Below are 26,287 nucleotides of genomic sequence, written 5' to 3'. Positions count from 1 at the left end.
CCCAATAAGGGCTACCACTGTACGTGTTTTCTCAATAAATCCCAAACGAAATGAGAATTATTGATAACGTATTACCTTAATAACTTGCAACTAGTGATACGCCTGAGAAGCTTGTATAACCGCGCAGTTTAATATAGTAAGTACCACCTTGGCCTGAATTTGAAGTACAAGATTCATTGTTACCATAGCGGTAAGGGCGACAGTCGAATACACCTGTTGTTGGCTCAGCACCCTTTCTTACATAAAGGTCTGCATCACCTGAACCACCTGAAATAGACACGTTTAGCGTTACATTAGCAGGTACATCAATTGTATAAAGCAACTCTTGGTTCGTTGAACCTGAAGCTGTAACTGCTTGTCCATTTTCTAGCTTAGGAACCGGATCTGGATCAGGGTCTGGATCTGTGCCTCCGGCAAGTGTGTATAGTAACTCATTTGGCGAACCACTTTGAGGGTTAGATACTTTACCTTTAGAAGCGCGTTGGCTAAGCAGTGAATCAACTTGAGATGGGCTTAAACTTGGGTTTTCATCCAAGTATAGTGCAATTGCACCTGCAACATGTGGTGCAGCCATTGACGTACCACTGATGGTGTTTGTTGCTGAGTCAGAGTTGTACCAAGCAGACTTGATACCTGAGCCAGGTGCGTAAATGTCAAGACAGTTACCATAGTTTGAGAAACTAGAGCGAGCGTCGCTACTTGTTGTTGAACCAACAGTGATAGCATTAGCTGCGCGTGCTGGAGAATAATTACAAGCGTTGCTATTGTCGTTACCCGCAGCAACAACAAAGCTAACACCTGCTGCCACAGCATTATTCACGGCATCATCTACTGCCTGAGAAGCACCTCCACCTAAGCTCATGTTAGCAACTGAAGGGCCTGAAGCGTTATTCTTAACCCAATCAATACCTGCGATCACGCCTGAATATGAGCCTGAGCCGTTACAGCCTAGCACTCGTACGCCAACAATGTTGACATTTTTAGCGACACCATACTCTCCGCCACCAATTGTACCCGCTACATGAGTACCGTGACCGTTACAGTCTGTTGCGTCGTTATCATTGTCTACAAAATCATAACCATGAGTGGCACGGTTACCAAAATCATTGTGACTAATACGAACACCGGTATCGATTACATACGCTGTTACGCCCGTGCCATCAAAATCATAATGATAGTTTGAATTGAGCGGTAAGTTGCGTTGGTCAACTCGGTCTAAGCCCCAAGTTGGGTTAGCTTGATCACCGTTTGCAGAAATTGAAGGGGTTACGGTGACAGTCTGATCTTGCTCGATATAATCGATATTCGGGTTTTGGATTAGCCCTTTGAGTTGTTTTGCTGATGCGTTTATCACAACGCCATTAAGGATACCGCCAAACTCTCTTGTTATGCTGACATTATGCTTGTTTTGCAACTCGTTAGCTTGCTTTTTAGCAAAAGCTGCAACGGCTTTACTGTCATTTACATCAAGTACTGAAGGTGTAGAAAACACCACAATATACTGGTTCTCTATTGCTTTTTCAGCACTTACGCTAACGAGCTTAGCCGCTTGAGCATTAACCGAGGTCATGCCCGCTAAAATGGCAAAACTAATTGCACTTAATTTACGCATTTTGTTGTTCCTTACATGTTGTTTTATTTAGTTGTGTTATCTAGTACAAGTTCGGTTTGGCGCAGTTGCTGTAGACACTCTACTCACCATTCAACTCAATTTGATTAAAAAGTAACAAATGAATATCAAGGTAACCAAAGTCAACTTAACCTGGGTACATCAACCCGTACTAGTTACATTATAATAGAACAGAAGATTAAAAAATAAACAAATAATACAAATAAAATTTACAAAGTGTTGTGGGTACACTGAGTAAAGTGCTACTTAGTTCATTACGAGAATTAGACAAGTAATTTATAAGTATAAAAGACAAAAGGTTACGATAATTTTCTGGAAAGCATTAAAATATATAGTGTATGGTTACAGGGAAAATTTTTTCAAAGATATCTACGAATTTTCTATCTGTTAATGTTTTTTGTAATTTTCTGGTAAATAATTCTTTACATTTCAAGTTGGGAAAATGTTATTAGGTTTTACGAAAATAAGAAGGAGTAAGCCCTGTCCAGCGCTTGAAAGCGCGGCGAAAATTTGTAATATCACTAAAGTGTAGTGCACTGGCGACTTGTTCATTTGAGTAGCCTTGTTCAGCGACATAAAACATAGCTTGTTGACGGTGTACCCTATCTTTTTCTGTTAAGAAAGTCGTGTTGTGAAGTTTGAGTTTACGCTTGAACGTTGCCGCACTCATGCCCATTAATGATGCTATCTGCTCACTGTGATACTTTGGGTATTTCAATTGCAGCCGGTGTAACTGTGCAAGAAATCCGCGTGTGTTTTTTGGTGTTATTTGTAATTGCTTGTTGACCAAAAATGGGAAGTTATTGATCTGCTGCTTTATTAATGTTGGCTTGTTGATGGCAACCACAAAGTCACTGTGCTGGAAGCTATAGCTTTGAGATAAATAACTGAGATATTGCGCAATTTCTTTTGGTTTATCGAAAGGAAACTGTATGGTAAAGCGTGCCTCAGGGCAGCGCCATTTAACATATCCGCAGAGGATACTAGCCAGTACTTCATATAGAAAACGCAATACTGTGGCGTTAGTTTGGGCGATAGCCGGTGAAAAAGTTAAGTGATAACCATCTTCTTTATGCAACTTTCTAAAATGGAAAAGCGGAAATATCGTCAGCCCTCTGAGCAGTAATACATTGATGAGATGTTGTATACTGCGACAATTAAACAGTAAAGAACCGTAGTGACTGATAAGTGTGTTGAGTAGATATTGGCCGTATATAAAGCTTAACTCTCGACAGCTTGGCTGTGCACAAATATTGATGATAATGCGCTCAAGTTGCTCAAAAGAAATGGTTGTAGTGTTTGCAAAAAGATCTGAGCGAAATAGCTTGCTGCCTTTTAGTGTAATGTCGGCATGGACACCACACTGCTGCGCTAAATCGACGAGAGGCTGTGCAAAATAACAACTTTCTAATTGCTTCATATGACATTCAAGCGTTTGCATCAAGCGGCGACCTTAGTGCGATTTAATGCAGTGACAAGATTTGTCATGAGCGACTCAAATTCCCACTGTTGGTTATGTATTTCAATACAGCTCCACCTTACCGCGCTGAATTGTGGTTGATTTTTGTCGTCATGGTAGTTGGCGTGGCGAGCAATAAAAGCGGTTGCGCGGGCGGCAAAAGCATTGGCTTGTGCTTGTGTGGTTTGAGGATGAATGATGACAAATTTATCTGCCGCAAATCGACATAGTAAGTCGCTTTCACGCATACTTAAAGAAAGCATATCAGCAGTATCTCTGAGTAGTTGATTGCTTTTTTGTAGACCATGTTGACGCGAAAAGGCGGCGAAATTGCAAATATCAAACATGGTTAAACAAAAAGTACAATGTTCGCTTTCTAAGCGTGCCAATTCATGGCTTATCTGATTTTTCATGTACTCGATGCTGTAAAGTCCAGTCACAAAATCAGTGATACTGTGATCGCGATAAAACCGCTCCTTTTTCATCAATGTTTGATTAAATATACTTTGCTCTTTGTACCAATAGTGAGCAGCAATACTCATCAAGATCATACCAATACAGGCGGGAATAGCTTCAAAGCTAGTTAAATAGGGCGGCGTAAAAATCACCATTTCGTCTAAAAAATCCCATAGCATTGATACATACATAGCACTTAATCCTGCAAACAATAGGTTAGTTACCAGACCTTTTGGACGAGTAAGGAGAGTAACGACTATCCACATTAAGGTTATTAATGCCAGTCCACCTTCACCAAGACAGTCGAGTAAATTAATATCTGCTAAGGGTTTAGGCACAGAGGTGTGGTAAGTGGCCGTTATCGCAAGCAACGTCAATCCCACAAGTGTGCTCCATTTTGATTGGTGTAACAAAAAAGGTTGCAGTTTCATATTAATCGTTCGTTTCTAAAAGGCGTGCCATGGTAAAAACTTGTGCTTGGACTCGATAGGGTCAATTTAGCGCAGTAAAGGCGGTATTTTTATGACAGGCACTGCAATTTTTAAAATTTAAGACCATCATAACTTTTGACTAGCGTGATATTACGCCTTTTGAACTTTGGTATTAGTTTGATTAACTTACCTATTAACTCCGAATTTAGGTTAAGTAAATCACCCATTTCTACGCACGGTAAGTGTTATGACTGTGCTACAAGCATTTAATGCTTGCACCATCGAGCGGCGAGGTCTAACGGTAAGAAAAGGCGCAGCGATGCTAACTTAAAATTTGTATAAGGGCTTGTTAGTAAGAAGAATATTCTTTATTTACTAAACCAATCAACTGGTAAGCATGTACCCTGCTTGTAAAGGGGTCTAATTGGCTCAGACGGCTAATTTATTCATATTTATTCAGTAAAGTCATGAGTTTGAGCATCTACGTGAAATAAAAACGTCACCTTTTCGCACTAGGGTAGCCACGATGTTTTATCGAGGTATCAAAACCCAATATCAATTTGTTTGAATATTTGCTCAATTTTTCCTCAAAATAGTTCACTTAATTAAGCAAATTGGTATAACTCAACCTGTGCGAGCAAATAATGAAAAAAAATCTACCGACGAGCTTTAAACTTTCAGCTGTTGCAATGATCTGTGCCGGATCTGTGCTTAGCTCAGCAGCAAGCGCTAACACGTTAACTGGCCAAGTTAGCTCCGTATCACAAAAAAGCCACTTTGAAGGGGCGAAAGTATTAATAAAAGAGCTAGAAAGAACGCTTATTTCTGAGCGAGATGGTCGCTTTACAGCAACCAATGTACCGGCTGGCACTTATACACTTGAGATAAGCTATCTAGGCGCGAAGACAGTAACAAAAACCATCACCATTGATGAAAACCAGGTGACTAATGTTCAAGTGCAATTAGGCTCACAGTCGAACCAAATGGATGACATCATTGTTATTGGGCAACGTGCAGGTCAAGCTGGCGCATTAAACAGACAGAAAAATGCTTTATCGTTAAAGTCTATTGTCAGCGCTGATTCGATTGGCCAATTGCCAGATCAAAACGCAGCAGAAGCACTACAGCGCTTACCTGGGCTGTCCATTCAGCGAGATCAAGGTGAGGGGCGCTTTGTCGCTATCCGTGGTATCGATCCAAACTTGAATAATGTGACCATTAATGGTGCTAATGTACCTTCACCAGAAGCTGGTGTGCGCTCAGTTGCAATGGATGTGATCCCCAGTGAGCTTGTGCAAAGTTTAGAGGTAAGCAAAACAGTGACCCCTGACATGGATGCCTCTGCGGTTGGGGGTAGCATCGAAGTCAAAAGTCTAAGTGCATTTGACCGCGAGCAACAAAGTTATAGTGTTACGCTGCAAGCATCGCATAACCAACAAGTTAGCGAAACTAGCCCTAAAGCCTCCTTCAGCTTTACTGATATTTATACACTGAACAACAACACTGAAGTTGGCGTTGCGACAGCGGTTTCTTGGTTTGAGCGTGAGTTTGGCTCTCATAATATTGAAACAGATGGCGGGTGGAAGACACTTGAGATGGACGATGTCAACACTGGTGCAGAAGTGAGTTTTTTCGGTGCCGAAGAAATGGAACATCGTCATTATCGAATCACTCGGGAGCGTTTAGGGGCGGCACTGAACGTAGACGTCCATCACAAAGGGTTTAATAAATATTACTTGCGTACACTTTACAGTCAGTTTTCTGATGATGAGTTTCGCCAGCGTAATGAATACAAATTTGACAAAGGTGATGTGTTAGCTGACGAATTAAGTCAAAGTGCAGCGTACTTTCGAGGCGCAGAGATGGACAGAGATACCAAGGACAGATACGAAGAACAAAGTATTTTATCTTTGGTATTAGGTGGAGAAAACCTAATACAAGATTGGTTTATTGAATACAGCTTAGGCTACTCAAAGTCTGAAGAAAGTGAGCCAAATCGTTTAGACACCGCATTTGCTGGAGAGGACTTTACACTTGGTTATGTACTTGATGGCAAGACACCGACTTTAGCCGCATACGAAGCATCTGCTCAGCTTAATCAATTTGTATTAGATGAAATCGTATGGGAGAACAACTTAAGTGAAGATGAAAATATCAGCTTTAGGCTGGATTTAAGCGCAAGATTTCAGCGCAGCGGAGCCAGAGTATGACCTTGGTAAATTTGGCCTTGGCCTAAGTCGCAACCAGATCAAAGATTACTTCTTTAGCAAGCGTGATACGCTTACGATAAATCAACTTGAAACAGATATTGAAACCAAAGGGCGTTCATACACCAGTGAAGAGACTGTGACAGCGTTATATGCCATGTTAACGGTTGATGTTGAAAAGCTGAATGTCATTGCAGGATTTAGGTATGAGGATACTGACTACGCAACCACAGGCAATCGTGTCGAGTTGATAAATAATGAAGTCAGTGACATAGAACGTGTAGCAATAAATCAGTGGCAAGTGGAAGATAGCTATGATCATTTACTTCCGAACTTGACTTTGAGGTATGAGCTAAGTGAACAACTGATCACCCGATTTGCGTATACACAAACCATTGCACGACCCAGCTTTGAAGATGCCGCGGCATTCCAACTTATAGAGACCGAAACTACACAAGAAGATGATGCGATTGAAATTGAACGCAAAGCTGAGGTGGGGAATCCAGACCTAGATCCATACAAGTCGAGTAATTATGATTTTTCTTTGGAGTATTACCCAGGTTCTATTGGGGTGCTATCAGCTGGGGTTTTTCATAAGAGTATTGATAATTTCATTATCAAAGCGCAGGTACAAGATAATGGCAAATGGGAAGGCTACAAAGAAGTTATCCAAAGCATTAACGGCGGTGCAGCTGATTTAACAGGGGTAGAATTAGCCTACACGAAAAACTTCCAAAATGGGTTGATGATCTCGGCAAACGGCACATTAATTGATGCTGACGATAACTTGCCAAATCAATCTGATACCATTGCTAATCTTATGGTTGGCTACGAAAGTAACCTCATTAGTGCTCGTCTAAGTGCATCTTATAAAAGCAAAAGCTTTTTATTTGAAGAAAACAATCAAGCTGTTTATCAAGACGACCATCTGCAACTCGACTTGAGTATGAAGTATTTTTACACGGACAAGACGCAACTTTATTTTAATGCAATAAACATCACAGATGAAGCGATGAGTATTTACCAAGGGGATAGACGGTATAACTATCAATATGAGACTTACGGTCGTTCATTTGAAATTGGGGTGACAGTGACCTCATTTTAATTATTTTTGGTTAATTTAGAATATGCTGCTGTTGAGTTATCCCTTAAATACCGCAGCCCACTTCCATAGGTAGGAGCGCACCGTGGTAACACGGTGCAATAATAATGAAAATAACCCTTGTTGTTTTACTATTGACGCTAAATAGCACGGCACTGGCCGCAAATAATATTAATTTTTTGGCTTTTGGAGATGGTGGGTACCACCCTGATTATCCCAAGGCTAAACATATTCATTCTCCAAAAACGACGGCCGAGTTTATCGCGGCTGAAAAAGCGGACTGGCTTGCAGAGCACCGTCCAATTGCAGAGTTTAATCATGCGCCGATTTATATTTACCCAGGAACAGAAACAGCAACTGAAGCATCAGGTGCCGCAGTGGTTGGCAAAGCGATGGCTGAGTTATGTCAAAAAAAACCTTGTGATTTTGCGATTCAGCTCGGTGATAACATTTACCCTGACGGCGCTGCTGCAAACGATGGTAAGGATGATAAGCAGCGTATGGACGATTTAATTTTAGCGCCACTTAGCCCTTTGTTGCTTCAAAATCCTAATTTGGTCGTTTATTCGGCTTTGGGGAATCATGATTGGAAAACCTCTCGCCGTGGTGTCAAATTACAAACACAATGGATGGAAAAGCACGCTAACTTTCATATGGGCAGGAAAGGATACTACAGCTATACCATAGGAGAACAAGGCAATGACGTTGAGTTTTTTGTGTTAGATACTAATATGCTGCTCTCTGGTCAGCATTATTACGAAATTCCTCTAAAGCCTGATGGTAGCGAGCAAGGATTGGCCAGTGCACTGGCTAGTGGCCAAGCTAAGGTTGAGGATATTGAAAGACATGAGCAGCCCGTCAATGGTGAAGATCATAAACAGCTGGCATGRCTTGCAAATGGATTAAAGCACTCCACAGCAAAATGGAAAATTGTGTATGGCCATCACGTGATTTGGTCTGTGGGTGGCACTAAATATGATGAAGCACACGTACTTCGCCGCCTGATTTTACCTGAATTATGCGAATATGCTGATGCCTATATCGCGGGTCATGAGCATGATTTGGAGCTACTAACAGATGACTGCTCACGGGTTTTACCGAGTAATAAAAAGCCTAAATTACCACTTATCATTAGTGGTGCAGCCTCAAAAATGCGTGGCATCCATTCTCCGCTTGCTCACTACCAAGCACTACGTTACCCAGAATATGACTTAGTCTGGAACAAAGCTTTTATCTGGGGGTTTGCCCATATCGAGCTTGATAACCACAATGATACTCTTAACGTGGCATTTTATACCACACCACGCGACTTAAGTGGTCAAGTTGTACCTGAGCAACGTTTTAGTTTTGCACATCGTAGCAACTGATACGTGTCTGTGGGTTTGATTCCAGCTCAAGTTGAACGAAAAGCTAAGGTATTAGCTGGTTAATAATTAGTATAAAGCGTTTGTATCTAAAAGTGGGCTTTTACACAAAGTAAATCGAGGTAAAATGACAGGAGCGTGTTGTCGAAATGGGGGCCAACACGCAAAGGTACAGGCACATTTTCGACTCCAATCTGCGAAGAGAGGTCATGGCAAGCCAGTGACATTATTGTATAATTTAGATAAGTTCTGATTATCAATATCCAATATGTACAAAAAAGTATCTATAGCGCTGCTCCTTACCCTTTTGTTATTGCTCGTCGTTGCAACGCTAGATACATTTTGGTTTCATCAAGTCGACAAGGCAACAAACACAGCCACAGCAAAATGGCTGACGCCTGAAGCACAGTTAAAACGTATTGCACCTGACCACCCGCTGTTGAGCATTTATGAGCGCGCAAAAACTGAACCTGCAACGGCGCTTAAAGCACTATCAGCTTGGCGTGAAAGTCGTCAATCTTTATCACACATAGAGCAAGTTTATCTGTTGTGGACGCAAAGACGGGCGGCACAAAAGATGGGAGACGATACTAAATTTGCACAGATAAAGCGTGAGATTGACACTTTTGCAGTTACAAACCAGCTAGATTGGTTGGCAGCATGGAGTGCGCAGGAGGATGCCAAGCGAGCGATCAGAGCCGGCGAGTTGGCACAAGCACAACTTGCCATTGAGCACAGTGTTAATCTGGCAAAAAGCGCGCAAGCTGAGCTTTTATTGCTAGAGATTTATAACACGGCTGGTGTTGCATATAATGCGACAAATGATTTGATTAAGGCACAGCAGTATTTTTTACATGGTATAAAGCTGGTGGAGGCATACCCAGAAAGTGACTTTAATGCACTTTTTAATAACAACTTGGGTTTGCTCTATGTGCATTTAGAACAATGGCAAAATGCGTTATTACATCTTGGCAAAGCACAAGAACTATACGCGCTATCACCAAATAGTAACCCCAATTATATGCTGGTTATTCTGTTAAATCAGTCATTTGCGTATGGTCGTCTTGGCCAACTTAGTGACGCGAGAGAAAAGTTCCAACAAGCGCTGGCCTTCAAAAATAAACAGACAAGTGAATTCTACAAGGCAATATTACTCAAAAATGAAGCGAGATTACTGTTACTTGAAGGCGATACTAGGCTTGCTATAGCAAAAGCTCAGTTATGTATACAGCTCGCCAAACAGGAAGTACTTGCCAAGCAGCAGGGGATCTGTGCGCTTATTCAAGCACAGGCGCTTTATCAGCAAAATAGCTTAGATGAAGCAGCCATTTTGATTAACCAAGCGACTCAAATATTTACTACGCTGAATCATCAAAGGTGGTTGCTTAGAAGTCAATTTACACGCTCACAAATACTGGAAGGGCTGGGGGAGTCCAGCAATGCACTGAACGTGTTAAAAGCTGCTCATACACAAGAAAAAGCAATGATTATAGGGCAGTTATCTGCATTAAATAGCGCATTAGAAATTCAGCAGATCGCACAAGAAAGAGATCTATTGAGTGCCAAGCATCAACTTTCTAAGCTTGAGTTACTCGTAGATAAACAGCGCTTAAGGCTCCTTGCTCTGTGGTTGTTTGCTGCCGTGATCATCCTAATTTGGCTTGGAGTAAACACCAGATTGATGCGAAAAGATAACCGCAGATTACATGACTTAAGCTATCGAGACCCATTAACGGGAGCGTCAAATCGTCGCCTTTATCACCAAGAAATACACACTCCCAGTGTGCTGGACAAAAAAGCAGAGTATCACTTAGTGATCATCGATCTGGATCATTTTAAGCGTATCAATGATACCTATGGACACGATAAAGGAGACATTGTACTGGCGATAGCAGCCGCTCGTTTACAGCGTTTTGTTCAGCCTCAAGAGCTATTTATACGCTGGGGTGGCGAAGAATTTTTGATGGTGTTAAAAGCCCGAGAAAACATTCAAGATGCTGTTGAAAAAATGGCTTCTGCATTGCGCTCTGAACCTTTTGAATTAGGTGAGCTGCGCATTTCTGTCACTGCATCATTCGGTGTGAGCGCTAGCCGACCAATCGCAAATTTGGATGATGATAGCGCCTTTAAAGCTGCTGACCAATGCCTCTATCGTGCCAAAGAGTTAGGCAGAGATAGGGTTGAAGTACAAACAAAACCATAATGCTTTACTTTTATGAGAGTTGTTCGAACTCTGATATATTATCGCGAGTGCGACAGTGTTGTTGAGTAACATTAGGGTTAATACCAATTAGTCTTAATACTTGCTCAATTTGAAGGCGTAAACCTGACGCTAACAGTGTAAAAAACGTCTTATTTAGAACGACTAAATAGCACCATTTTTACCTTGCCTACACAGATGTAGGTACCTTGGTGATAGTAGGACGCGGTAGCGGAGTTATCGACAAGGTTTTTTCGCCTCAAAATAGACCACTTAATTAATAAAATTGGTATAACAAGCTCATCAAGCGAATTGGTATTTTTATAAAAAAGGATTGTATTATGTTGTGGCTATTGTTGAGCTTTATATTGTTTTCACCATCAGTTTCTGGTGCGCAGCCCGGTCCAGTTAGAAAGGAAGTGGTTTCTGAATGTGGGGACTATCAATTAAAAATAGTTTCTCTTGAGTTAAATCGTAACATCCCTGAACAATCCATCTTAGATGAGTCGGCGGGTCACTTTGGCAACCCTTACCTGTTGACGCAAGAACTGGTTTATATCTCAAAAGCTGGCGTCACAACACATTCAATATCTAATGTGTGGCCTGAATATGAACGCATAGACCCCACCAGGTATTATTCTGCGACGATCAAGCAATGTACAGACAAACGAGAGGCTATTATTGCCTTTTGGAGCGGAGGTAATTGTAGAGATGTATGTGAAGCGTGGGCTCTGGTGACATTCACAGAGGATGGCACAATAGAAAGCTCCAAAGGTTTGTCTTATCAGGAGTTTAAACTATTTAACTGAGCTGAAAGCTATTTACCTTGTTATCATGCGTTGGTTTTAAAACCCACAGGTTAGCCGTGCAAACATGGTTTGCCCCCATATATTTTTCACAAGGACAATAAAATGTATAACCTCAATACAGTTGAAATAAAATCGTTCGTGCCTGCTAAAAACTTTGCACTTTCTAAGCGATTTTACCAATCTATTGGCTTCGAGATGGCCTCTGAGTTTGAGGGCGTTGCTTATTTTAAATTAGGCATGTGCTCATTTTTACTCCAAGACTTTTATGAGCCAACTCACAGTCAAAACTTCATGATGCACTTGCTCGTCGAGGATGCGCAAAGCTGGTACAAGCATATTTTACAATTAGATTTGGAACAAAAGTTTAGTGCTCAGATCTCTGAACTTGTTGAACAACCGTGGGGGATGCTTGAATTTTGTGTGACGGATCCAAGTGGAGTACTATGGCGTATTGCCGAGAATAAGTGACACTAGCTTAGCTTTTAATAGTGTTTTTTCGCCTCATTTTAGCGTGCTTAATTAAAAAAATTGGTTCTACTTAGAAAGACTTAGCTTTCATAAATTTGGCGTATTTTTTGCTAAAAAATAAAAAGGCGCTACCATGCGGCAATAAAACACCGATATTGATTTTTAATCAAGGAGCTAGGTCATGTATTTTAATTCGGTAAGTCCAAAGGGTGCATATAACTTGATGTTGAGCACCGGGGTCGAATCATTATCCTCAAAAAAAGCACACGCTACTGAACAATCCACAGACCTTGTTGAAAAAACTAATCTGATGTTTCAGATAGAAAATAAAGCCATCAACAAGATTTCAACAGAAGCCCTCAATTATATTAAGCAGATCCTAGAAAGAAGTCAGGTGTTACCTGATGTAGCTCAATCAGCCTATTTGAAGCATGGGCAAGCACAGGAAGTTGTGCTTGGTATTACTATCAACGGTGAGCTGAAGGCATATCAAAATCAGCAGGGTTACATAACAAGTAAGGATGAAGCTGGAGAGCTTATCAAACAAGCTAATGGCGATGTAAAGCAGCTGCAACGACTAGTTCAGCAAAAATATGGCGATGGCGCTATGGTTGAGGTTTTTCAAGGTTCAAATCGGCCAACTAATGCCGAAATCTTTGAGCGATACACTGGCCGAAGCTTTCAGAGATTTGTGGCAGAAGAAATCACTTCACGTCAGCACGCAAGCGATCAAGCGAAGCTGGAGCAAGACCAATATCTGCGTAATAAAATCATGTTTGATCAAGCCCCTCAAGTAGCAGTATTTAAAGTGGAAGGGCAGATAGTGGGTGGTATAGATGAAAATGGCTTTGCTGATATGGGCAGAAAGCTATTGGATATAGCGCAGCAAAAAGGTATTGATAACGCTGAACTTGAGCCTTTGTTTATGATAGATCCCAAGCGCTCCCCCTCGCAGGTAGCCAAACTGTTTACGCAAGCCTTTGGGGCGGATGCTGAAGTTGAATATTTTACACCATCCAATGCGCCCACAAGAGCGCAGATCAGGCAACAAAGTGAACTGTAGTAGCCCACAGTTACGCTTTACGTGCTGTGAGGCTAACGCATATTCACAATGTCAGATTATAGACGGCTTTTAATTACTTCTGACTTTGCAATTAATTTTGTGGAATGTTTGCCCGTTTTTTGATGGATTGTAACAAAGTACTCAATTGGATATTTCATTCTTGATAGCACCATTTGAGGTGCATTTCTGCTCTTATCCAGTGGTGTAGGCCAGCTTACAGAAATACTGCCGTTGGCACTATCAAGTATACAGGGATGTTTTTTACCGCTTTTGGTGCTGGTGACGGCTGTACCATCAACGTTAGTAAATAGCACAGAGCAAGTGTATAGGTTTGTTGCTTCATTGAAATTTTCAATGGCGTAATCAAACGAGACAGTAACCGTGTGCTCTCGTTGCTGTATGTTCCCTGTTTCTGACGTTTTTAGATTAGATAGCGAGGCGTTGCTGAGGGGGATAGTAGTGTAGTCTGTTGTTGCACAACCGCTGAGTAAGCAAAAAGAGACAAGCATGGTCAATTTTTTCATTATTTTATCCTTAAAATAGAAGTTTTTTATTGAAACATAGCAGCTGGTGCGGTGAGAAACTATTAGCAGCACCAGCCTAATATATTCGGTTTTGGTGAAAATTAGCCTTACAAAGTAACTTATCCGAAGATCAATCTAACAGTATAGATACAGATTAATTGTTATCCAATCCGTTGGATAACATAGTAAAAACAGGCATAGATGTCACCTTTTTTTAATGTTAGTGATTACTATTAAATTACGTTCAACTCGCAGGTTATTTATATAATTCGTTGACTCAATGTGGGTTTATACTGCTCAAGGTGAGCTTTAATCTGCATGCGGGTATGTGATGATTTGTTTTGGCTTAACTTAAAAGCGCCGTGCAGTTGTGTGATCCTGATTTGAAAGAAGTTAATGGCGTTAAAAAGAGACCGTTGTTGTGGTTGTGGTACACTATCAAGCTGCCAATTACTTCGTGAAAACTGCTCGAAGTGCTGTAATTGGTTTTGCATTAGTGCGTATTTTTCATTGTCTTGGTTGACCAAGGTTAGCTCACCTTCAACAATCACGTTGGCATATAGCCAAGTCGGTAATTTGATGTCGGGAAGCAGCGCAGGCGATAGGTAATGATTCTGACAATGAAAAATGGCTTGGAAGCTATCATCATCCTCACTAAAGAGTGGGTTATCTTTAGTAGCGTGCCCCAGTAAATAGGTTTTATCATCACTTAGGGTGAGTGGTATAAAAACAGAACGAACTTTGTTTGCTTGGATCACGTTAATCGTCGCAAGGGGGTTCATCGCAATGAGTGCATATAGTGTTTCTTGGTTGTTTTCGGTGTAATACTTTCTTGGATAGCTCATAGCTTAGCCTCTAAATTCATTTTTACGTCTGACCACATTTCATCAGTAATAGAAAAGCGTGCGGTGTTACGATAGTTGCCATTGGGTAAGCGCCTATCTTTGAGAGATATACCTTCAAACTGTGCGCCCAATCTTGTGATGGCATCACGAGATTTTTGATTTTTTTCATGAGTTTGGAACTGCACCCGGACTAATCCAATTGCTTCAAATGCGTACTTTAAAAGCAAGTACTTGGCGTGGGTATTTATATGAGTGCGCTGAAACTGAGTGGCAACGAAGGTATGGCCAATTTCTGCGCTTAGATTTAACTTATCGACTCTAAAAAGCCGAGTATTACCTGCTACTTTACCTGATGCTTTGTCTAYGATTGCTACCACTAATTGTTCGCTTTCATCAAATTGAGCAGAACCATAAAACCATTGCTCTATAGTGCGTTGATCTCGACAATAGTTAGTGAATACCCACTTCCAAAGCTCACTATCCTTACCGCAGCGTAGTAATTCAGAAAGGTGTTCACTCGCCAGTGGAACCAATTTTATCCGGTTAGATTCTAAGGTTTGTTTTGATAGCATTATAATTGCACCTCTTGTGTTTTAATGCTTGCATAATGCGCTGTTTTTGGTTGATATAAAACAACCAGAATTTACAATTTAATTAGACCAGTTTGTGATTTCGATAGACACTAACTCTCATCCGTCAGAGGCAAAACATAAACAGCTTGCTAATCAATTACGGAGCATGATCAAGCAAGGTAAATTAAAGCCAAGTGATAAGCTTCCTTCTGCACGTAAACTTGCGCAACTTCACGGAATGAACCGCCACACTGTGATGTCCGCCTTACAAAATTTAGTAGCCGAAGGGTGGCTAGTCGTAAAGGAAAGAAGTGGGTATTGGGTAAATGCTCAACTGCCAATATCAAGTAGTGAGCAGGTGAGCACAGCATTGTCTCCAAACGTTGTAGTCGCGCCAAGGTTTGCTGCTGTTCTTAACCCTCCTAAAGACAGCGAGCGCAGTGGCTTTCGCTATAATTTTGCAGGAGGCTTGCCTGACTTGAGCGCATTTCCATATGATGAGTTTAAGCGCTGCTTAGTGAAAGCTTGTCGTAAGAGTAATATTGAGCATTTCCATTACGCAGATGGTGCCGGTTGTGGGTTATTAAAAGTCCAAATCCAAACGTACCTGCGCCGAGCCCGGGGTCTTATTTGTGACGATTTATTGGTGTGTAATGGTGCTCAAGAGGCACTATCGTTGGTTGCCAGTGCGTTTATCAATAAAGGCGATGGAGTGGCAATTGAAATGTTGGGTTACCCTCCAGCAAGACATGCTTTTAAAAGTATCGGTGCTAATATTTTTGCGTTGGCACAGGATGATGAAGGGATCAAAGTTGAGGCTCTAGCGCGTTGTTTGCGGCAAAATAATATTAAATTGCTGTACTTGACACCGCTGCATCAATACCCGACAACGGTTACGTTATCTGTACCACGGCGGATGGCTATTTACCAGCTATGTCAACAGTACGGCGTGTTCATCATTGAAGATGATTATGATCATGAATTTCATTATTTGTGTCCACCGCTTCAGCCGATGGCAGCAAATGACCCCAGTGGCATTGTGATTTATATTTCTAGCTTTTCTAAAATCATGTTTGCAGGCGCAAGAGTCGGATATTTGAGTGCTCGGGCTGATGTGTTAGCGCAGCTTGTGGCTCGAAAGCAATTGTTGAATCATAAGAATGACGCGCTAACTCAATTGGCAGTGGCTTACTGGATGGAAGAGGGCGGGTTTGAGCGGCATATGAGACGCATGACTAAAGCGTATCAGACGCGTCATCAAGCCATGAATACACATTTAAGTGAACTTAAGGAGCGTTTAAATATTGATTTTATTGTCCCCCAAGGTGGTATGGCATATTGGGTGGATAGCAAACGTGATGTCTCCAAGTTGTCTCGTTTGGCGAAAATGCAGGGTATTTATGTGCAATGCGAACCTGAATTTTCACTTGATAAAGGAAGTCGGTTTAGCCATATACGCTTGGGTTTTGCTGCACAAGCCATTGAGCAGCAACGTACTGGGCTTGACGAGTTATTTGAGTTAGTGGAAAGGGTTTGCTGAATTTTGATATTGAGCCACAAAGTATCCAGAGCTAAGGTGYTCGATGTCTCGCCGAGAATATGATTTTTATTCGAAAAACTTAGCATTAACAGTTTGACGCTCGTAATTTGATGTAATGCCATGTAATAGCGCTATATTTTTTTTGCTTTTAATATTGTTTTTACATACTTGTAATACATATAAGCAGCGCATATGAAAAACCCGATACTACCGATTTTAGGTGTGGTTATGACCGCCTCATGTACTTCAGTAGAACACTCACATGAGAGCCACACAGCGGATCACCCAAACCATAGTGAGCAGCACAAAGTATTCGAACCGAATTACTTTGATCTACGAGATTATAACCCCGTTAACATAACACCCGAGTTTATATCAGCAGCCCATACCCAAGGGGTAAATAGCTGCGACTATCAGTATATTGCGCCAGAACTGGATAAGTTTGTAGCGCCTGACGTCATCCAATCAAAAGATGGATCACTTAACTTTACTTTAGCGGTAAAGTATCACGAGCGAGAGATAGCAGGGTGTAATACGTGGTTAAGAAACTATGCGTATAAACAAGACGGCCAAAAAGAGTTTAAACCTGCTCCAGTTGGACCGACGCTTAAGGTTGCTCCGGGAGATGTGTTGCGTTTCACGCTTGAAAATCGCTTACCGAGCTGTGAACTTGCACCTGATTATTTATGCTCAGGAAAAGGTCATGCGGGTCATCACTCAAATGCCATGCTATCAGATGAAGAAGCCAATCACATCAACACCCCGCATAACTTTAATGTGACTAATTTCCATACCCATGGCTTATGGGTATCACCGAGCGAGCGAAGTGACAACGTACTGCTTGAGATCCAGCCAGGTCAAGGGTTTGAATATGAAGTGAGAATACCTGAATCTCATCCTCAGGGAACATTCTGGTATCACGCCCATGTTCACGGCTCTACAGCATTACAAGTTTCTAGTGGTATGGCAGGTGCCATTATTATTGAAGGTGGTAACCCTAAAAAAGATATTGGTACTCAAGCTCAGATCAAAGATAAAACAGATCAGCTGTTTGTGCTTCAGCAGGTTGCCTATGACTGTAATGGTACCATTGAATATTATGAAGCCGATGAACGACCTGAGTACGTCAAGGATTGTAAGGCTGACGATAAAGCACTCAATATTTTTGGCCCTGGAGACTGGCAAAAAACCAAACGAAGAACACTGATTAATGGTCAGGTTGTACCACAAATTGAGATGCGACCAAATGAAATTCAGCGCTGGCGCTTTATCCATGCAGGTGTACGAGAAACGATAAAGTTGTCTGTGATCGATAAGCCTGAGTGGGAAAACAATATGAACCCAGTTTCACTGGGCTTTTTGAACCAAATATCGGTTGATGGTCTCAATACCGGCCGCATCGATAGATGGCAATTAGACGGTCAAAAGACTGAAATTGAAGCTCTTCAACCTGGTTATCGTGCTGACTACCTGTATCAAGCACCAAGTAAAGCGGGGGTGTACTGGTTAGTGGATTTAGACTCTGCACCGCAAAAATCTTTGCAGGGTGTACCAGAAGACACCGCTGAGTTACTACAAATAGTAGTAAAAGGTGAACCTGTTGCCAGCAAAGACGCGGTGTTACCAACCAGTGCTGAGCTAATATCTTATCGTGCTCATGATGCACCAACTCAAGGTGAAATCGCCGCGATGGATAATAGCGAAAATAAAGAAAGCATGATGTTTTATCTGGGATCTCGCGTGTCAGTCAATGCAGCGATAGCAACGGCAAAACAAGAGAAAAAAGACTTTAATTGTCAGAACATTTGGAATGAAGATATTAACAATGGGGTGCTTTTAGATAACCATCATCTCAGTGATAAAGAGAAAGACAATGACACTATTTTCTCTGTAGATGGTAAACCTTATGGTCAAATCGAAACTCGAGAATTGACACTGGGCACATGGCAAAGATGGGACTTATGTACTCGAGGGCTTGCTCCAATGCACCCGTTTCATATTCATGTGAACCCTTTTTATGCCCCAAGAGTGGGGCCTGATGGAAAAGAGCAATGGGTGTGGCGAGATACATTAGCGATAGAAAAAGGCGCAGATAAGCCTCAAACTGACAAAAATGGCGTCAATTTATCAGGCTCGGCACCGCATACTGTGGTTTATAGCAAGTATCGCTATCCGGAGTCTCTGCCAGGCTTTAACGGCAATGTAAAACAACAATACACCGGTGAATTTGTATTACATTGCCATATTCTGGATCATGAAGATCAAGGCATGATGCAAAAAGTGAAGTTAATAGAGAGCAAGTAATACTCGTTAAGGAAAATGAAGATGAAAAGTAATACATTAAGCTCATTGGCGTTAGCGACTCTGGCGGCTTTTATTGGGGGCTGTAAGTTAACTTCACCTCCAAGCGAGCCGCCACGCCATGATGAAGTGCTAACCAGAAAAAACATCGATGCCTTGACGGATAATGAGCTAAAGGCCTATGAGCACGCTATTGCCAGAATGAAGCAAAAGAGTCGTGACAATATTTACGATCCTCAAGGCTTTTTGTGGCAAGCTTGGGTGCATAATTGCCCTACCGTGTGGCAACCTAAGAACCAAAGTGTAGTGCCATTAGCAGCATTGAGCACGCAACAGGACTGGATTGGTAATAGTAATGAGTTTTTGCAATATTGTGACTTTAGACCCTTGCTGAAAAGCAAACTCGGGCTGGGTGATGATGATTTTGTGAAAGTACATCCTGGTCAGTGTGAACATGCCAAAGATACATTTTTGCATTGGCATCGAGCGGAGTTTTACTTCTTTGAAAAGGCATTACAAAATGCTGATCCCGAAGGCAAATTTGGCCCAAGCACTAAAAATGTAACAGTCCCTTTTTGGAACTTTACCAAAGCACCGACTGGCCAGCGCTACCCTAAGGCATTTGAGAATACACAATCACCCTTGTATTCAATTCATCGAAACATGAAGCCAGCGCTGAGCCCTAGTAACAATAGACGCAGTTCGACGGTCTCTGATCCAAATTTCTGTGGCTTCAATCGCTCAGACTCGACAGCGGACAAACCACTTAGTTGTGGTTATACCTCACCCTATCTTCTAGCATACCAAATCCACTTTAATAATTGGCGTGAGTTTGGTGGCTCTCCTTATAACCGCGCGGGTAATTTTGGCGCGTTTGAAGCGCAAATTCATAACCCAATGCACGCCATTTATGCTGGATGTGAAGGGCAGTCAAATCGACCAGTTTGCTTTATGGAAGATAATAGCCAAGCAGGTTTTGATCCGGTTTTCTATTCGTTTCATGCTTTTATCGACTTTGCGTACGATCAATGGCTGCAAACAAATGCTGCTAAATGTGTAAATAATAACGAATATTGTGTCACTGGTGGGCGTATGTTCATGCGCGGCACACAAAGTGACTCATTACCTGTACCACAAGGTTTTAGTGAAGGAAAAACCAAGCCTGTTGAAGGACGGTTTGCCAATATGGGCCGTGCAGAGTTGTACTTTGATAGTGAGAAAGTTGGCTATAACTATGCGGATCCGAGCAAGGAGTTTATAGATGGTGAAGTTATCGCGCAGCTGATTAAAAAGCATCGCGATGCTGGCTTTGACTTCTATCTTCAAGATGGCACTACACGTCAATCCATTGATACGACTGCGTCATTATTCAGTGAGTTATTAAGCTATGGCGCACATGCGCCCGCGTCGCGCGTAACTGAGTCGCAAATCAAAACAAGTAAGCTGATATTACCTGAGGCTAATTCTACGACGATTAATACGGCGCAGTTAAAGATTGTTCGCAAGCCAATGGACATTGAAGACTACAGCTTTCAAGCTGACATTTATTTGGTTCCAGCAAGCATCAAAGTAACGCCAGAGGTGATTAAAAATGATGACTTTAGGGCGAGCCACTTAGCGGTCAGTACGGCGTATTGGGCGCTAGGTGATCATAGTGCACACGATGGTCATGGCGGACACAGTGAACATATGAGTAAAGCCTCATCAGTCTCTTTAGATCAAGAGTTAGTACATCTAATCGGAGCCATCTTGCGTGGTAAAAATAAAGCCAAACCATGGCAATTGGTACTGGTAGTAAGCGGTCATGAAGCTGCAACTGCTGACCACTTTGAACCATTAAAAATTGAGTTTAAATAAGGGGGAATGGACATGGCTCAAGTGACTTTTGATCAAGTCAAAAATAATTTTGCCAGTGCAACCAATTGCATGAGAAACATCCAAGTTTCGGATGATGATGGCACAGAGTTTTTAGACTTGTCTGATTATGATGTTGTGGTACGGTTTGCCTCACAAATACAAGTGGCAATTCATGGTCACGATTTGGACAAAACTAAAGCGGCAGATACCACCGAATACCTTTCACAAATAATAGACGCGCGAAATGTATTAGCCCAGTTACGAGCGCTGCGTACTACTGAGACCTATGTATTATCTAATAATATTGAGGGTTTCAATGTGAACTTTGAAAGTCGTCTTATTGATATCATGGATAGTATTCATAAATTAGAGGCTATTGTGAAAGGTAATGAGAGGGCTGTCGAAGTCAGTGTCGAACAAGCCATTATTCACGTAAACGCAGCCCATGCAATGCCACCGTCGGGTCGCCTGAGTCGAAATAAAATTACAGATTTTGATAGTTGGATTTCGACAGGAATGCAAAAGTAACCGGAACTAGAAGTCAAAGCTAATCTCATTTTCAACGCTGGCGCGTAGCAAAGTTAAATTGAAAAAGGCAAAAACGCAGCCTGCTTGGTTAAATCAAGCTAAAGTTCTGATTATTAATGCTTTTATGGGATTTAGTTTTAGCGCTAATTGAATTCACTTCTAATCCCAACTATTGGAAGTGAATTCGGTTTGCCTACATGATGTAGGTACCTTATACCACTGTGTCTTAATACATGCTCAATTTGAGGGAGTCAATCTGACGCTAACTGCGTTAAAAGTTTGTTATTTAGAACAACTAAATAACAAAACTTTTGCCTTGCCTACAGGACGCAGAAGCAATGTTTTCGCCAAAACTCTCTGGCAAGAACAGTAATAATTCAGTGTGATTTTAAAAACCAGAGTTAGCGCATTTCTTATCTAAACCTCAGGTTAAATCAGTAAAATTAGGTACTTAACATGAAGAAGGTTTTTATTTTTATTGCACTTGGTGCGCTTCAAGGGTGTGCCAATACCCATACAGTGGCAACAGCAGAGCAACAGTCATACTGTATCGGCAGTACTGCGGTGCAAAGTGAATTTAGCGATAAATTTTTGCCCATCCAAGACGACGCTTTACTTTCCAAGGCGTTAGGAGCGCCATTGCAAGGTAAATTGTGTCAAGGAGCCGTTTATCAAAGCACCCACGACATTGTTGTGTACAGAGCATGGAACAGCACCAATCCAAAAAGCCAGTTTGGTCAATGGTGGTCATTTTCACGCCCATCTGGCCTCACAGCGGACTATCGCAAAGATTTTGAGATTTGCTACCAATGGTCACCTCTGGATAAGTTGGTAAAATGCACGTTAAAGGCTGGAACCAAAGTCGTGGTTGGCAATGGCCAAAGTGCAAAATGTTCGGAATATCTCAGTTATCCTGTTTCTGAGTCTCAGCAACTTTTTATTGTAGAAGCGCAAGACGCTATGCAGTATTGTGAAACCTACGATAGTGTGATGCGCTGGGAGTAATGCAGAGCGGTCACAATCCTAGTGCGGCTAATTTACGCACAAAAAGTGAGAGTGCAGGTAAGCCCTCTTACTTTATGTTGCTGCAAAGCGAAAGTACTCGTTACGAGCGAGCCAGCTTCTTGAGTGCGGATTTCGCTTCGCGTTTGAGTTTGTTGCTTGGCGTTTCCCGTATTACCGCTTGTAGCCATTGCCGGGCAATTTCACCATTGTTTTGCTGTATGGCGATGGTTGCTAACTTAAATTTAACCTGACTCTTATCAGGCATATCATGACTAGGGGTCATGTTATTTAGGTATTGCTCTAACGCTTTTTGGCCTTCATCATAGTGCGCTTCAAGTTGCAGACTAACAGTCCCTATCAACACTAACGACAAGGCTTTGTATTTTTGTTGTGTTTTGGTTTGTGCTTTTATCTCGGTGGCTTGACGTAAATATGATAAGGCAAGTTGTGGCTTGTCTAATTCGTAGTACAGTGCACCTAAAGTATGATAAAGCGCAGGCTCTAGAGGGTATTGCTGTACTCCTTGTTCAAGTTCATAAGTAAACTTTGCTTGCTCGTCTAACCTTGCATACAGCTATAGCCGTGTTAATAGAGCAGAGAAAGCGTCTGTTTTTTCTAGTTTTTCAATGTGTCTTTTAGCTTTTTGTTTATCACCGCCAAACATCGACGGGGCATTAATGTAAAACTTGATGAGAGCGCTACGATAATCGGCGTGCTCTGGTGCAAGCTCAACAGCTTTGATAAGAGATTGCTTGAGGGATTTGATATGTCCTGCAACACTAAAAATACTGGCTTGTTCAGCGATTTTTGCCACCACTTGAGAGTGGGCAAAATAAAGTTCTGGCACTGTTGGGTAAAGATTGAGTGCCTCTTCGATTTGCTGTCGTGCCGCTTTATAATCATCGCGCCTCATGGCAATGTGGGCAAGCAGCAATGGTTTTTTATAACTTGAGGCCGGTCGCTCGATTAACAATGACTGAGCAAGGTGCAGGTTTCCTTCATCAAACGCTTGTTGACTGAGTTCAAGGTTAGCATGGGTAAGTGTGCTATGGGCGAATAACAGAAATAGTAATATAGCGTGAATATACATAGTTTTATTCCTTAAATTCAACAATATGTAATGGCTGCGAGTTTATGAAAGTGTTTTGTGCACAGAAAGGGTGAGTGGATTAGGCCACCAAATGGCTGTCCATGCGATGTATAAAAGTAAAGTGAGCTGAATGGTTGCCAAGAAAACATAAAATGGCTCAGTTTCAACGCCTGCGAGTATAAATACAAAGGTTAATGGGGCGGCAATCAGATTACATACTCGGTTCCATGGATAGTTAAGAAACTGAGATAGAAAAATCATGGCGATTGGGATCTCTATTAATATTGCAGAGATCAGTAGTAACGGTTGTGATAGCTTAACATCGCCAGAGTAGCCGGCCATGAGTGAGTCAATCACACCAGGTGTGATAAACGCTGATACAAAAGCAAGAATGTCAGCGTATGCCATATTGAGCATGACTAAAAGCCATAGTGTTGCTAGTTTAATTCGTATTTTTGGGTCTTGTTTGTATTCATCTGCTGGTGCTGAATGTGTCATACCAATTCCTTAAGTCGTATGAAGTACCCATTTAGGTTACTTTTTGTTTCGTGGTTGCTTACAGAGCCATTTAAGGATAAGTGTTATGTAGGAATGGATCGTCCATGCGTAAAGGCACGGACATAAAAGTGCCAAAATAAAATTTAAAAGTATTAAAAACAAAGGACTATATAAGTCTGTTTATAACATTTCAGGGGTGAAAAGTGACAGATCCGATAGTGATGGTGTTAAGCGCAATGCTTGTTGGTCAAATTGTGTTAAGTGTGCCGGTATTGCTGAGTCATCAATGAACTCGGACTTTTCGCTTACCTTTAGTACTATTTTTGTCAGCTTGTGGTGTGCTGGCGATGAACACCTTAGTGCAGACGTTTTTACCGACGTGGTATCAAGCCTACACAGTTTTTGGGTTTGTCATGCTATTTGTATTGTGCCCCGCAATGAGGTTATATATTGAAGGGATCACAACGGTAGACAGCTGGACGTTGCATCGCTCACAATTGCGCGCATTTTTGTTGTTATGGCCCGCGATGCTCGTTGCTGCGATGATAGCCGTGCTTCCACCTGAGCAACACCATGCACTTTTCGTTAAAAATGAAGAGCCAAGTGCACGCTTTTCTATTTTATTAGCGGTCTCGATGTTGTTACTTGTATGTATGTGGTTAATTGAATGTGCATATACGCTTATTATCATCACAAAGCGGCTGTTTGTATTTAATGCACATATCAAAGGCTACTATTCCAACCTAGACAACCATCACTTTTATGCTGCTAAGCGCTTAGTCTTTGCGTTGATCTGTATTTGGATATTTGTACTATTTATTACGTTTTTATCTAATTTATTGGGTCAGGCCATACTGACACTGAGACTTGAGGTGTTTACAGCATTGGTATTGATCTGGTGTGTGACATTTTTTGCGATGCAACAAAAGCAACGGCTACTTTTGCCTTTGGAGTTTCAAGCTGCGGGCACCTTGCAAGGAACCGATGGAACCATAGTAAACGAATTGGACAATAAAAAATACGCTAAATCTGCACTTGGGGCTGCTCAGTCAAAACGCATTGTGAGCAAAATAAACGAGGCTATGCAAGATCAGGCATTATTTTTAGATCCCAACCTGACATTACAAAAGTTGGCGCAAGCCACGGGGGTGTCTCCAAATTACCTTTCCCAGACACTAAACGAGACCTTAGGAGTTAGCTTTTTTGATTTTGTTAATCAATGGCGCATAGAAGCGTCAAAGTCACATTTGCTATCAAGTAAGTCATCAGTGCTTAATATTGCGCTTGAAGTAGGGTTTAATGCCCGCTCGTCATTTTACAAGGCATTTAAAAAAGAAACGGGTATGACCCCAAAGGCTTTTAGGCAAAAAAATACTGAACACAGACGCATATAATACCGGTGGAGATAGTATCCAAAGCTCCCGCTAGTAACCAGAAGCTTTGGAACGGAACAAAATTAAACGGTTTTTCTCATGTAAGCTACTTTTTATATGGCTGAATGGTTGTGAGGTTGTCCTTGATATGAGTCAGATGACCCAGCAGGTGCGTGTTTGATGAGAATAATACCAAGTGCAATAAACCATACTATCTGTCCCAAACCAAATATAGCCGTGGTGACTTCAAAAAACGGGTTTTCGATGAGAAAAGACAAACCAGAAAACAAAGTTAAGACCCCAGCTAACCCGACTAATAGCCCCCAATAATGTAATAGTGGGCTAAATACACTATGTTTTATGCCAACATAACTGATAGCCAGCACCCACAAGGCTCCCACTAATTCAATGCCTCCTCCGAGCGCATTCACAACGATAGAAATGGTTTGTTTTATCGTTAGTGCCAAGGTTGGATCTTGCTCATATAATGTTGCAATTACTTCAATACTGGTCAAAAACACTAAAGTGCTTGCCAGCACGATTGTAGCCCAAATATAACCAATAATACTGGTGAACTTCATCAGTTCGGGCGAAAGCCGCTTAAAGCGTTGGTAAATAGCCTGCACTAACACAATTAAGGCTAAACTAAAGATAATGCCGATAACAATATAGCCAAGAAAAAATGTATCTCGGTTTTGTATGAGGAAATCTAAAGAAAGTTTAGGAGTATCATACTTGCTGGTATCTAATACACCAAAAAAAAGCACAAAACCAAATAGATAAGTTGCAGCTTTGGTGAGTGCTGCAATACCTCCCCATTGTTGTAGTGACATAGAGGTTCCTCCTAACTGATAGGTGATTGTTGTTAGCAGTTTAGCAACATATAACGCAGAACACACCAAGGGGCATCGCTTTGTTTGTAACAAGAGGTGTTATATTGGGTTACGCTCTGTAGCGAAAATCAA

The 26,287-nt window shown here is 41.6% G+C and carries 21 protein-coding genes and 1 pseudogene; 12 read left to right on the top strand and 10 right to left on the bottom strand.

What is annotated here, in order from left to right:
• Window positions 1-76: 76 nt before the first annotated feature.
• The 3 genes from EAG18_RS07665 to EAG18_RS07655 all read right to left on the bottom strand — a co-directional run bounded on the left by EAG18_RS07665 (window position 77) and on the right by EAG18_RS07655 (window position 3,976).
• Complete coding sequence (locus EAG18_RS07665) at window positions 77-1,612, bottom strand: S8 family serine peptidase (protein WP_125251786.1); 1,536 nt, start codon at window positions 1,610-1,612, stop codon at window positions 77-79.
• A gap of 466 nt (window positions 1,613-2,078) precedes the next feature.
• A complete protein-coding gene (locus EAG18_RS07660; RefSeq protein ID WP_125251785.1) occupies window positions 2,079-3,071 on the bottom strand; it encodes a helix-turn-helix domain-containing protein in 993 nt (330 codons plus the stop codon).
• The gene (locus EAG18_RS07655) at window positions 3,071-3,976 is read right to left on the bottom strand and encodes a diguanylate cyclase (RefSeq protein WP_125251784.1); all 906 of its coding nucleotides are present in this window, start codon (window positions 3,974-3,976) and stop codon (window positions 3,071-3,073) included. Before EAG18_RS07655 ends, EAG18_RS07660 begins: the two co-directional genes overlap by 1 nt.
• 644 nt (window positions 3,977-4,620) lie before the next feature.
• Between EAG18_RS07655 and EAG18_RS07650 the strand changes: the two are divergent.
• The 6 genes and pseudogenes from EAG18_RS07650 (at window position 4,621) to EAG18_RS07625 (ending at window position 13,189) form a co-directional block, all read left to right on the top strand.
• Window positions 4,621-7,288, top strand: a pseudogene (locus EAG18_RS07650) (TonB-dependent receptor).
• Between the two features lie 104 nt (window positions 7,289-7,392).
• Window positions 7,393-8,652: a metallophosphoesterase gene (locus EAG18_RS07645; RefSeq protein WP_125251783.1), complete on the top strand. Its 1,260-nt coding sequence runs from the start codon at window positions 7,393-7,395 to the stop codon at window positions 8,650-8,652.
• Window positions 8,653-8,917: 265 nt separating this feature from the next.
• Window positions 8,918-10,852 carry a diguanylate cyclase gene (locus EAG18_RS07640; RefSeq protein WP_125251782.1) on the top strand — a complete coding sequence of 645 codons (1,935 nt, stop codon included), beginning with the start codon at window positions 8,918-8,920 and terminating at the stop codon, window positions 10,850-10,852.
• 338 nt (window positions 10,853-11,190) lie between these two features.
• On the top strand, window positions 11,191-11,658 hold the full coding sequence (locus tag EAG18_RS07635) for a hypothetical protein (protein ID WP_125251781.1): 468 nt from the start codon (window positions 11,191-11,193) through the stop codon (window positions 11,656-11,658).
• Between the two features lie 102 nt (window positions 11,659-11,760).
• Window positions 11,761-12,126, top strand: coding sequence for a VOC family protein (locus tag EAG18_RS07630; protein WP_125251780.1), 366 nt, complete (start codon window positions 11,761-11,763; stop codon window positions 12,124-12,126).
• Between the two features lie 181 nt (window positions 12,127-12,307).
• Window positions 12,308-13,189: a hypothetical protein gene (locus EAG18_RS07625; protein ID WP_125251779.1), complete on the top strand. Its 882-nt coding sequence runs from the start codon at window positions 12,308-12,310 to the stop codon at window positions 13,187-13,189.
• Window positions 13,190-13,245: 56 nt separating this feature from the next.
• Here EAG18_RS07625 and EAG18_RS07620 read toward each other — a convergent pair whose 3' ends face one another.
• The 3 genes from EAG18_RS07620 to EAG18_RS07610 form a co-directional block, all read right to left on the bottom strand.
• Window positions 13,246-13,713 (bottom strand): hypothetical protein, encoded by a 468-nt coding sequence (locus EAG18_RS07620; protein WP_125251778.1) that lies wholly within the window; start codon window positions 13,711-13,713, stop codon window positions 13,246-13,248.
• Window positions 13,714-13,973: 260 nt separating this feature from the next.
• Window positions 13,974-14,558 carry an FMN-binding negative transcriptional regulator gene (locus tag EAG18_RS07615; RefSeq protein ID WP_125251777.1) on the bottom strand — a complete coding sequence of 195 codons (585 nt, stop codon included), beginning with the start codon at window positions 14,556-14,558 and terminating at the stop codon, window positions 13,974-13,976.
• Window positions 14,555-15,130 (bottom strand): GNAT family protein, encoded by a 576-nt coding sequence (locus EAG18_RS07610; RefSeq protein WP_125251776.1) that lies wholly within the window; start codon window positions 15,128-15,130, stop codon window positions 14,555-14,557. Before EAG18_RS07610 ends, EAG18_RS07615 begins: the two co-directional genes overlap by 4 nt.
• A gap of 94 nt (window positions 15,131-15,224) precedes the next feature.
• Between EAG18_RS07610 and EAG18_RS07605 the strand changes: the two genes are divergently transcribed.
• The 5 genes from EAG18_RS07605 to EAG18_RS07585 all read left to right on the top strand — a co-directional run bounded on the left by EAG18_RS07605 (window position 15,225) and on the right by EAG18_RS07585 (window position 22,361).
• Entirely contained in the window at window positions 15,225-16,670 is a 1,446-nt protein-coding gene (locus tag EAG18_RS07605) for a PLP-dependent aminotransferase family protein (protein WP_275557245.1), read from the top strand.
• Window positions 16,671-16,862: 192 nt separating this feature from the next.
• Window positions 16,863-18,974, top strand: coding sequence for a multicopper oxidase family protein (locus tag EAG18_RS07600; protein ID WP_125251775.1), 2,112 nt, complete (start codon window positions 16,863-16,865; stop codon window positions 18,972-18,974).
• Window positions 18,975-18,995: 21 nt separating this feature from the next.
• Window positions 18,996-20,828, top strand: a complete 1,833-nt coding sequence (locus tag EAG18_RS07595; protein WP_185745570.1) for a tyrosinase family protein — start codon at window positions 18,996-18,998, stop codon at window positions 20,826-20,828.
• A gap of 12 nt (window positions 20,829-20,840) precedes the next feature.
• Complete coding sequence (locus EAG18_RS07590) at window positions 20,841-21,356, top strand: hypothetical protein (protein ID WP_125251773.1); 516 nt, start codon at window positions 20,841-20,843, stop codon at window positions 21,354-21,356.
• Window positions 21,357-21,812: 456 nt separating this feature from the next.
• Window positions 21,813-22,361 (top strand): hypothetical protein, encoded by a 549-nt coding sequence (locus tag EAG18_RS07585; protein ID WP_185745569.1) that lies wholly within the window; start codon window positions 21,813-21,815, stop codon window positions 22,359-22,361.
• A gap of 100 nt (window positions 22,362-22,461) precedes the next feature.
• On the opposite strand, the gene EAG18_RS07580 is transcribed toward EAG18_RS07585, so the two are convergent.
• The 3 genes from EAG18_RS07580 to EAG18_RS07570 all read right to left on the bottom strand — a co-directional run bounded on the left by EAG18_RS07580 (window position 22,462) and on the right by EAG18_RS07570 (window position 23,949).
• Entirely contained in the window at window positions 22,462-22,725 is a 264-nt protein-coding gene (locus EAG18_RS07580) for a hypothetical protein (RefSeq protein ID WP_125251772.1), read from the bottom strand.
• A 210-nt stretch (window positions 22,726-22,935) separates the two neighbouring features.
• Window positions 22,936-23,451 carry a TRAP transporter TatT component family protein gene (locus EAG18_RS07575; protein WP_125251771.1) on the bottom strand — a complete coding sequence of 172 codons (516 nt, stop codon included), beginning with the start codon at window positions 23,449-23,451 and terminating at the stop codon, window positions 22,936-22,938.
• A gap of 42 nt (window positions 23,452-23,493) precedes the next feature.
• Window positions 23,494-23,949 (bottom strand): DUF6326 family protein, encoded by a 456-nt coding sequence (locus EAG18_RS07570; protein ID WP_125251770.1) that lies wholly within the window; start codon window positions 23,947-23,949, stop codon window positions 23,494-23,496.
• 347 nt (window positions 23,950-24,296) lie between these two features.
• On the opposite strand from EAG18_RS07570, the gene EAG18_RS07565 reads away from it, so the two are divergent.
• Complete coding sequence (locus EAG18_RS07565; protein WP_125251769.1) at window positions 24,297-25,343, top strand: AraC family transcriptional regulator; 1,047 nt, start codon at window positions 24,297-24,299, stop codon at window positions 25,341-25,343.
• A 92-nt stretch (window positions 25,344-25,435) separates the two neighbouring features.
• Here EAG18_RS07565 and EAG18_RS07560 read toward each other — a convergent pair whose 3' ends face one another.
• Window positions 25,436-26,155, bottom strand: coding sequence for a DUF4386 family protein (locus EAG18_RS07560; RefSeq protein ID WP_125251768.1), 720 nt, complete (start codon window positions 26,153-26,155; stop codon window positions 25,436-25,438).
• Window positions 26,156-26,287: the final 132 nt, after the last annotated feature.

The organism is Pseudoalteromonas sp. J010 (genome assembly GCF_003934235.1).
Classification (GTDB): domain Bacteria; phylum Pseudomonadota; class Gammaproteobacteria; order Enterobacterales; family Alteromonadaceae; genus Pseudoalteromonas; species Pseudoalteromonas peptidolytica.
This window is presented reverse-complemented; position numbering and strand designations above follow the sequence as displayed.

Bases quoted from the DNA above. Each gene is read 5' to 3' on its own strand.
- EAG18_RS07565 (WP_125251769.1), top strand. From the start codon at position 24,297: ATGAACACCTTAGTGCAGACGTTTTTACCGACGTGGTATCAAGCCTAC.
- EAG18_RS07620 (WP_125251778.1), bottom strand. From the start codon at position 13,713: ATGAAAAAATTGACCATGCTTGTCTCTTTTTGCTTACTCAGCGGTTGT.
- EAG18_RS07575 (WP_125251771.1), bottom strand. From the start codon at position 23,451: ATGTATATTCACGCTATATTACTATTTCTGTTATTCGCCCATAGCACA.
- EAG18_RS07570 (WP_125251770.1), bottom strand. From the start codon at position 23,949: ATGACACATTCAGCACCAGCAGATGAATACAAACAAGACCCAAAAATA.
- EAG18_RS07660 (WP_125251785.1), bottom strand. From the start codon at position 3,071: ATGCAAACGCTTGAATGTCATATGAAGCAATTAGAAAGTTGTTATTTT.
- EAG18_RS07630 (WP_125251780.1), top strand. From the start codon at position 11,761: ATGTATAACCTCAATACAGTTGAAATAAAATCGTTCGTGCCTGCTAAA.
- EAG18_RS07655 (WP_125251784.1), bottom strand. From the start codon at position 3,976: ATGAAACTGCAACCTTTTTTGTTACACCAATCAAAATGGAGCACACTT.
- EAG18_RS07635 (WP_125251781.1), top strand. From the start codon at position 11,191: ATGTTGTGGCTATTGTTGAGCTTTATATTGTTTTCACCATCAGTTTCT.
- EAG18_RS07640 (WP_125251782.1), top strand. From the start codon at position 8,918: ATGTACAAAAAAGTATCTATAGCGCTGCTCCTTACCCTTTTGTTATTG.
- EAG18_RS07615 (WP_125251777.1), bottom strand. From the start codon at position 14,558: ATGAGCTATCCAAGAAAGTATTACACCGAAAACAACCAAGAAACACTA.
- EAG18_RS07665 (WP_125251786.1), bottom strand. From the start codon at position 1,612: ATGCGTAAATTAAGTGCAATTAGTTTTGCCATTTTAGCGGGCATGACC.
- EAG18_RS07625 (WP_125251779.1), top strand. From the start codon at position 12,308: ATGTATTTTAATTCGGTAAGTCCAAAGGGTGCATATAACTTGATGTTG.
- EAG18_RS07560 (WP_125251768.1), bottom strand. From the start codon at position 26,155: ATGTCACTACAACAATGGGGAGGTATTGCAGCACTCACCAAAGCTGCA.
- EAG18_RS07600 (WP_125251775.1), top strand. From the start codon at position 16,863: ATGAAAAACCCGATACTACCGATTTTAGGTGTGGTTATGACCGCCTCA.
- EAG18_RS07595 (WP_185745570.1), top strand. From the start codon at position 18,996: ATGAAAAGTAATACATTAAGCTCATTGGCGTTAGCGACTCTGGCGGCT.
- EAG18_RS07585 (WP_185745569.1), top strand. From the start codon at position 21,813: ATGAAGAAGGTTTTTATTTTTATTGCACTTGGTGCGCTTCAAGGGTGT.
- EAG18_RS07590 (WP_125251773.1), top strand. From the start codon at position 20,841: ATGGCTCAAGTGACTTTTGATCAAGTCAAAAATAATTTTGCCAGTGCA.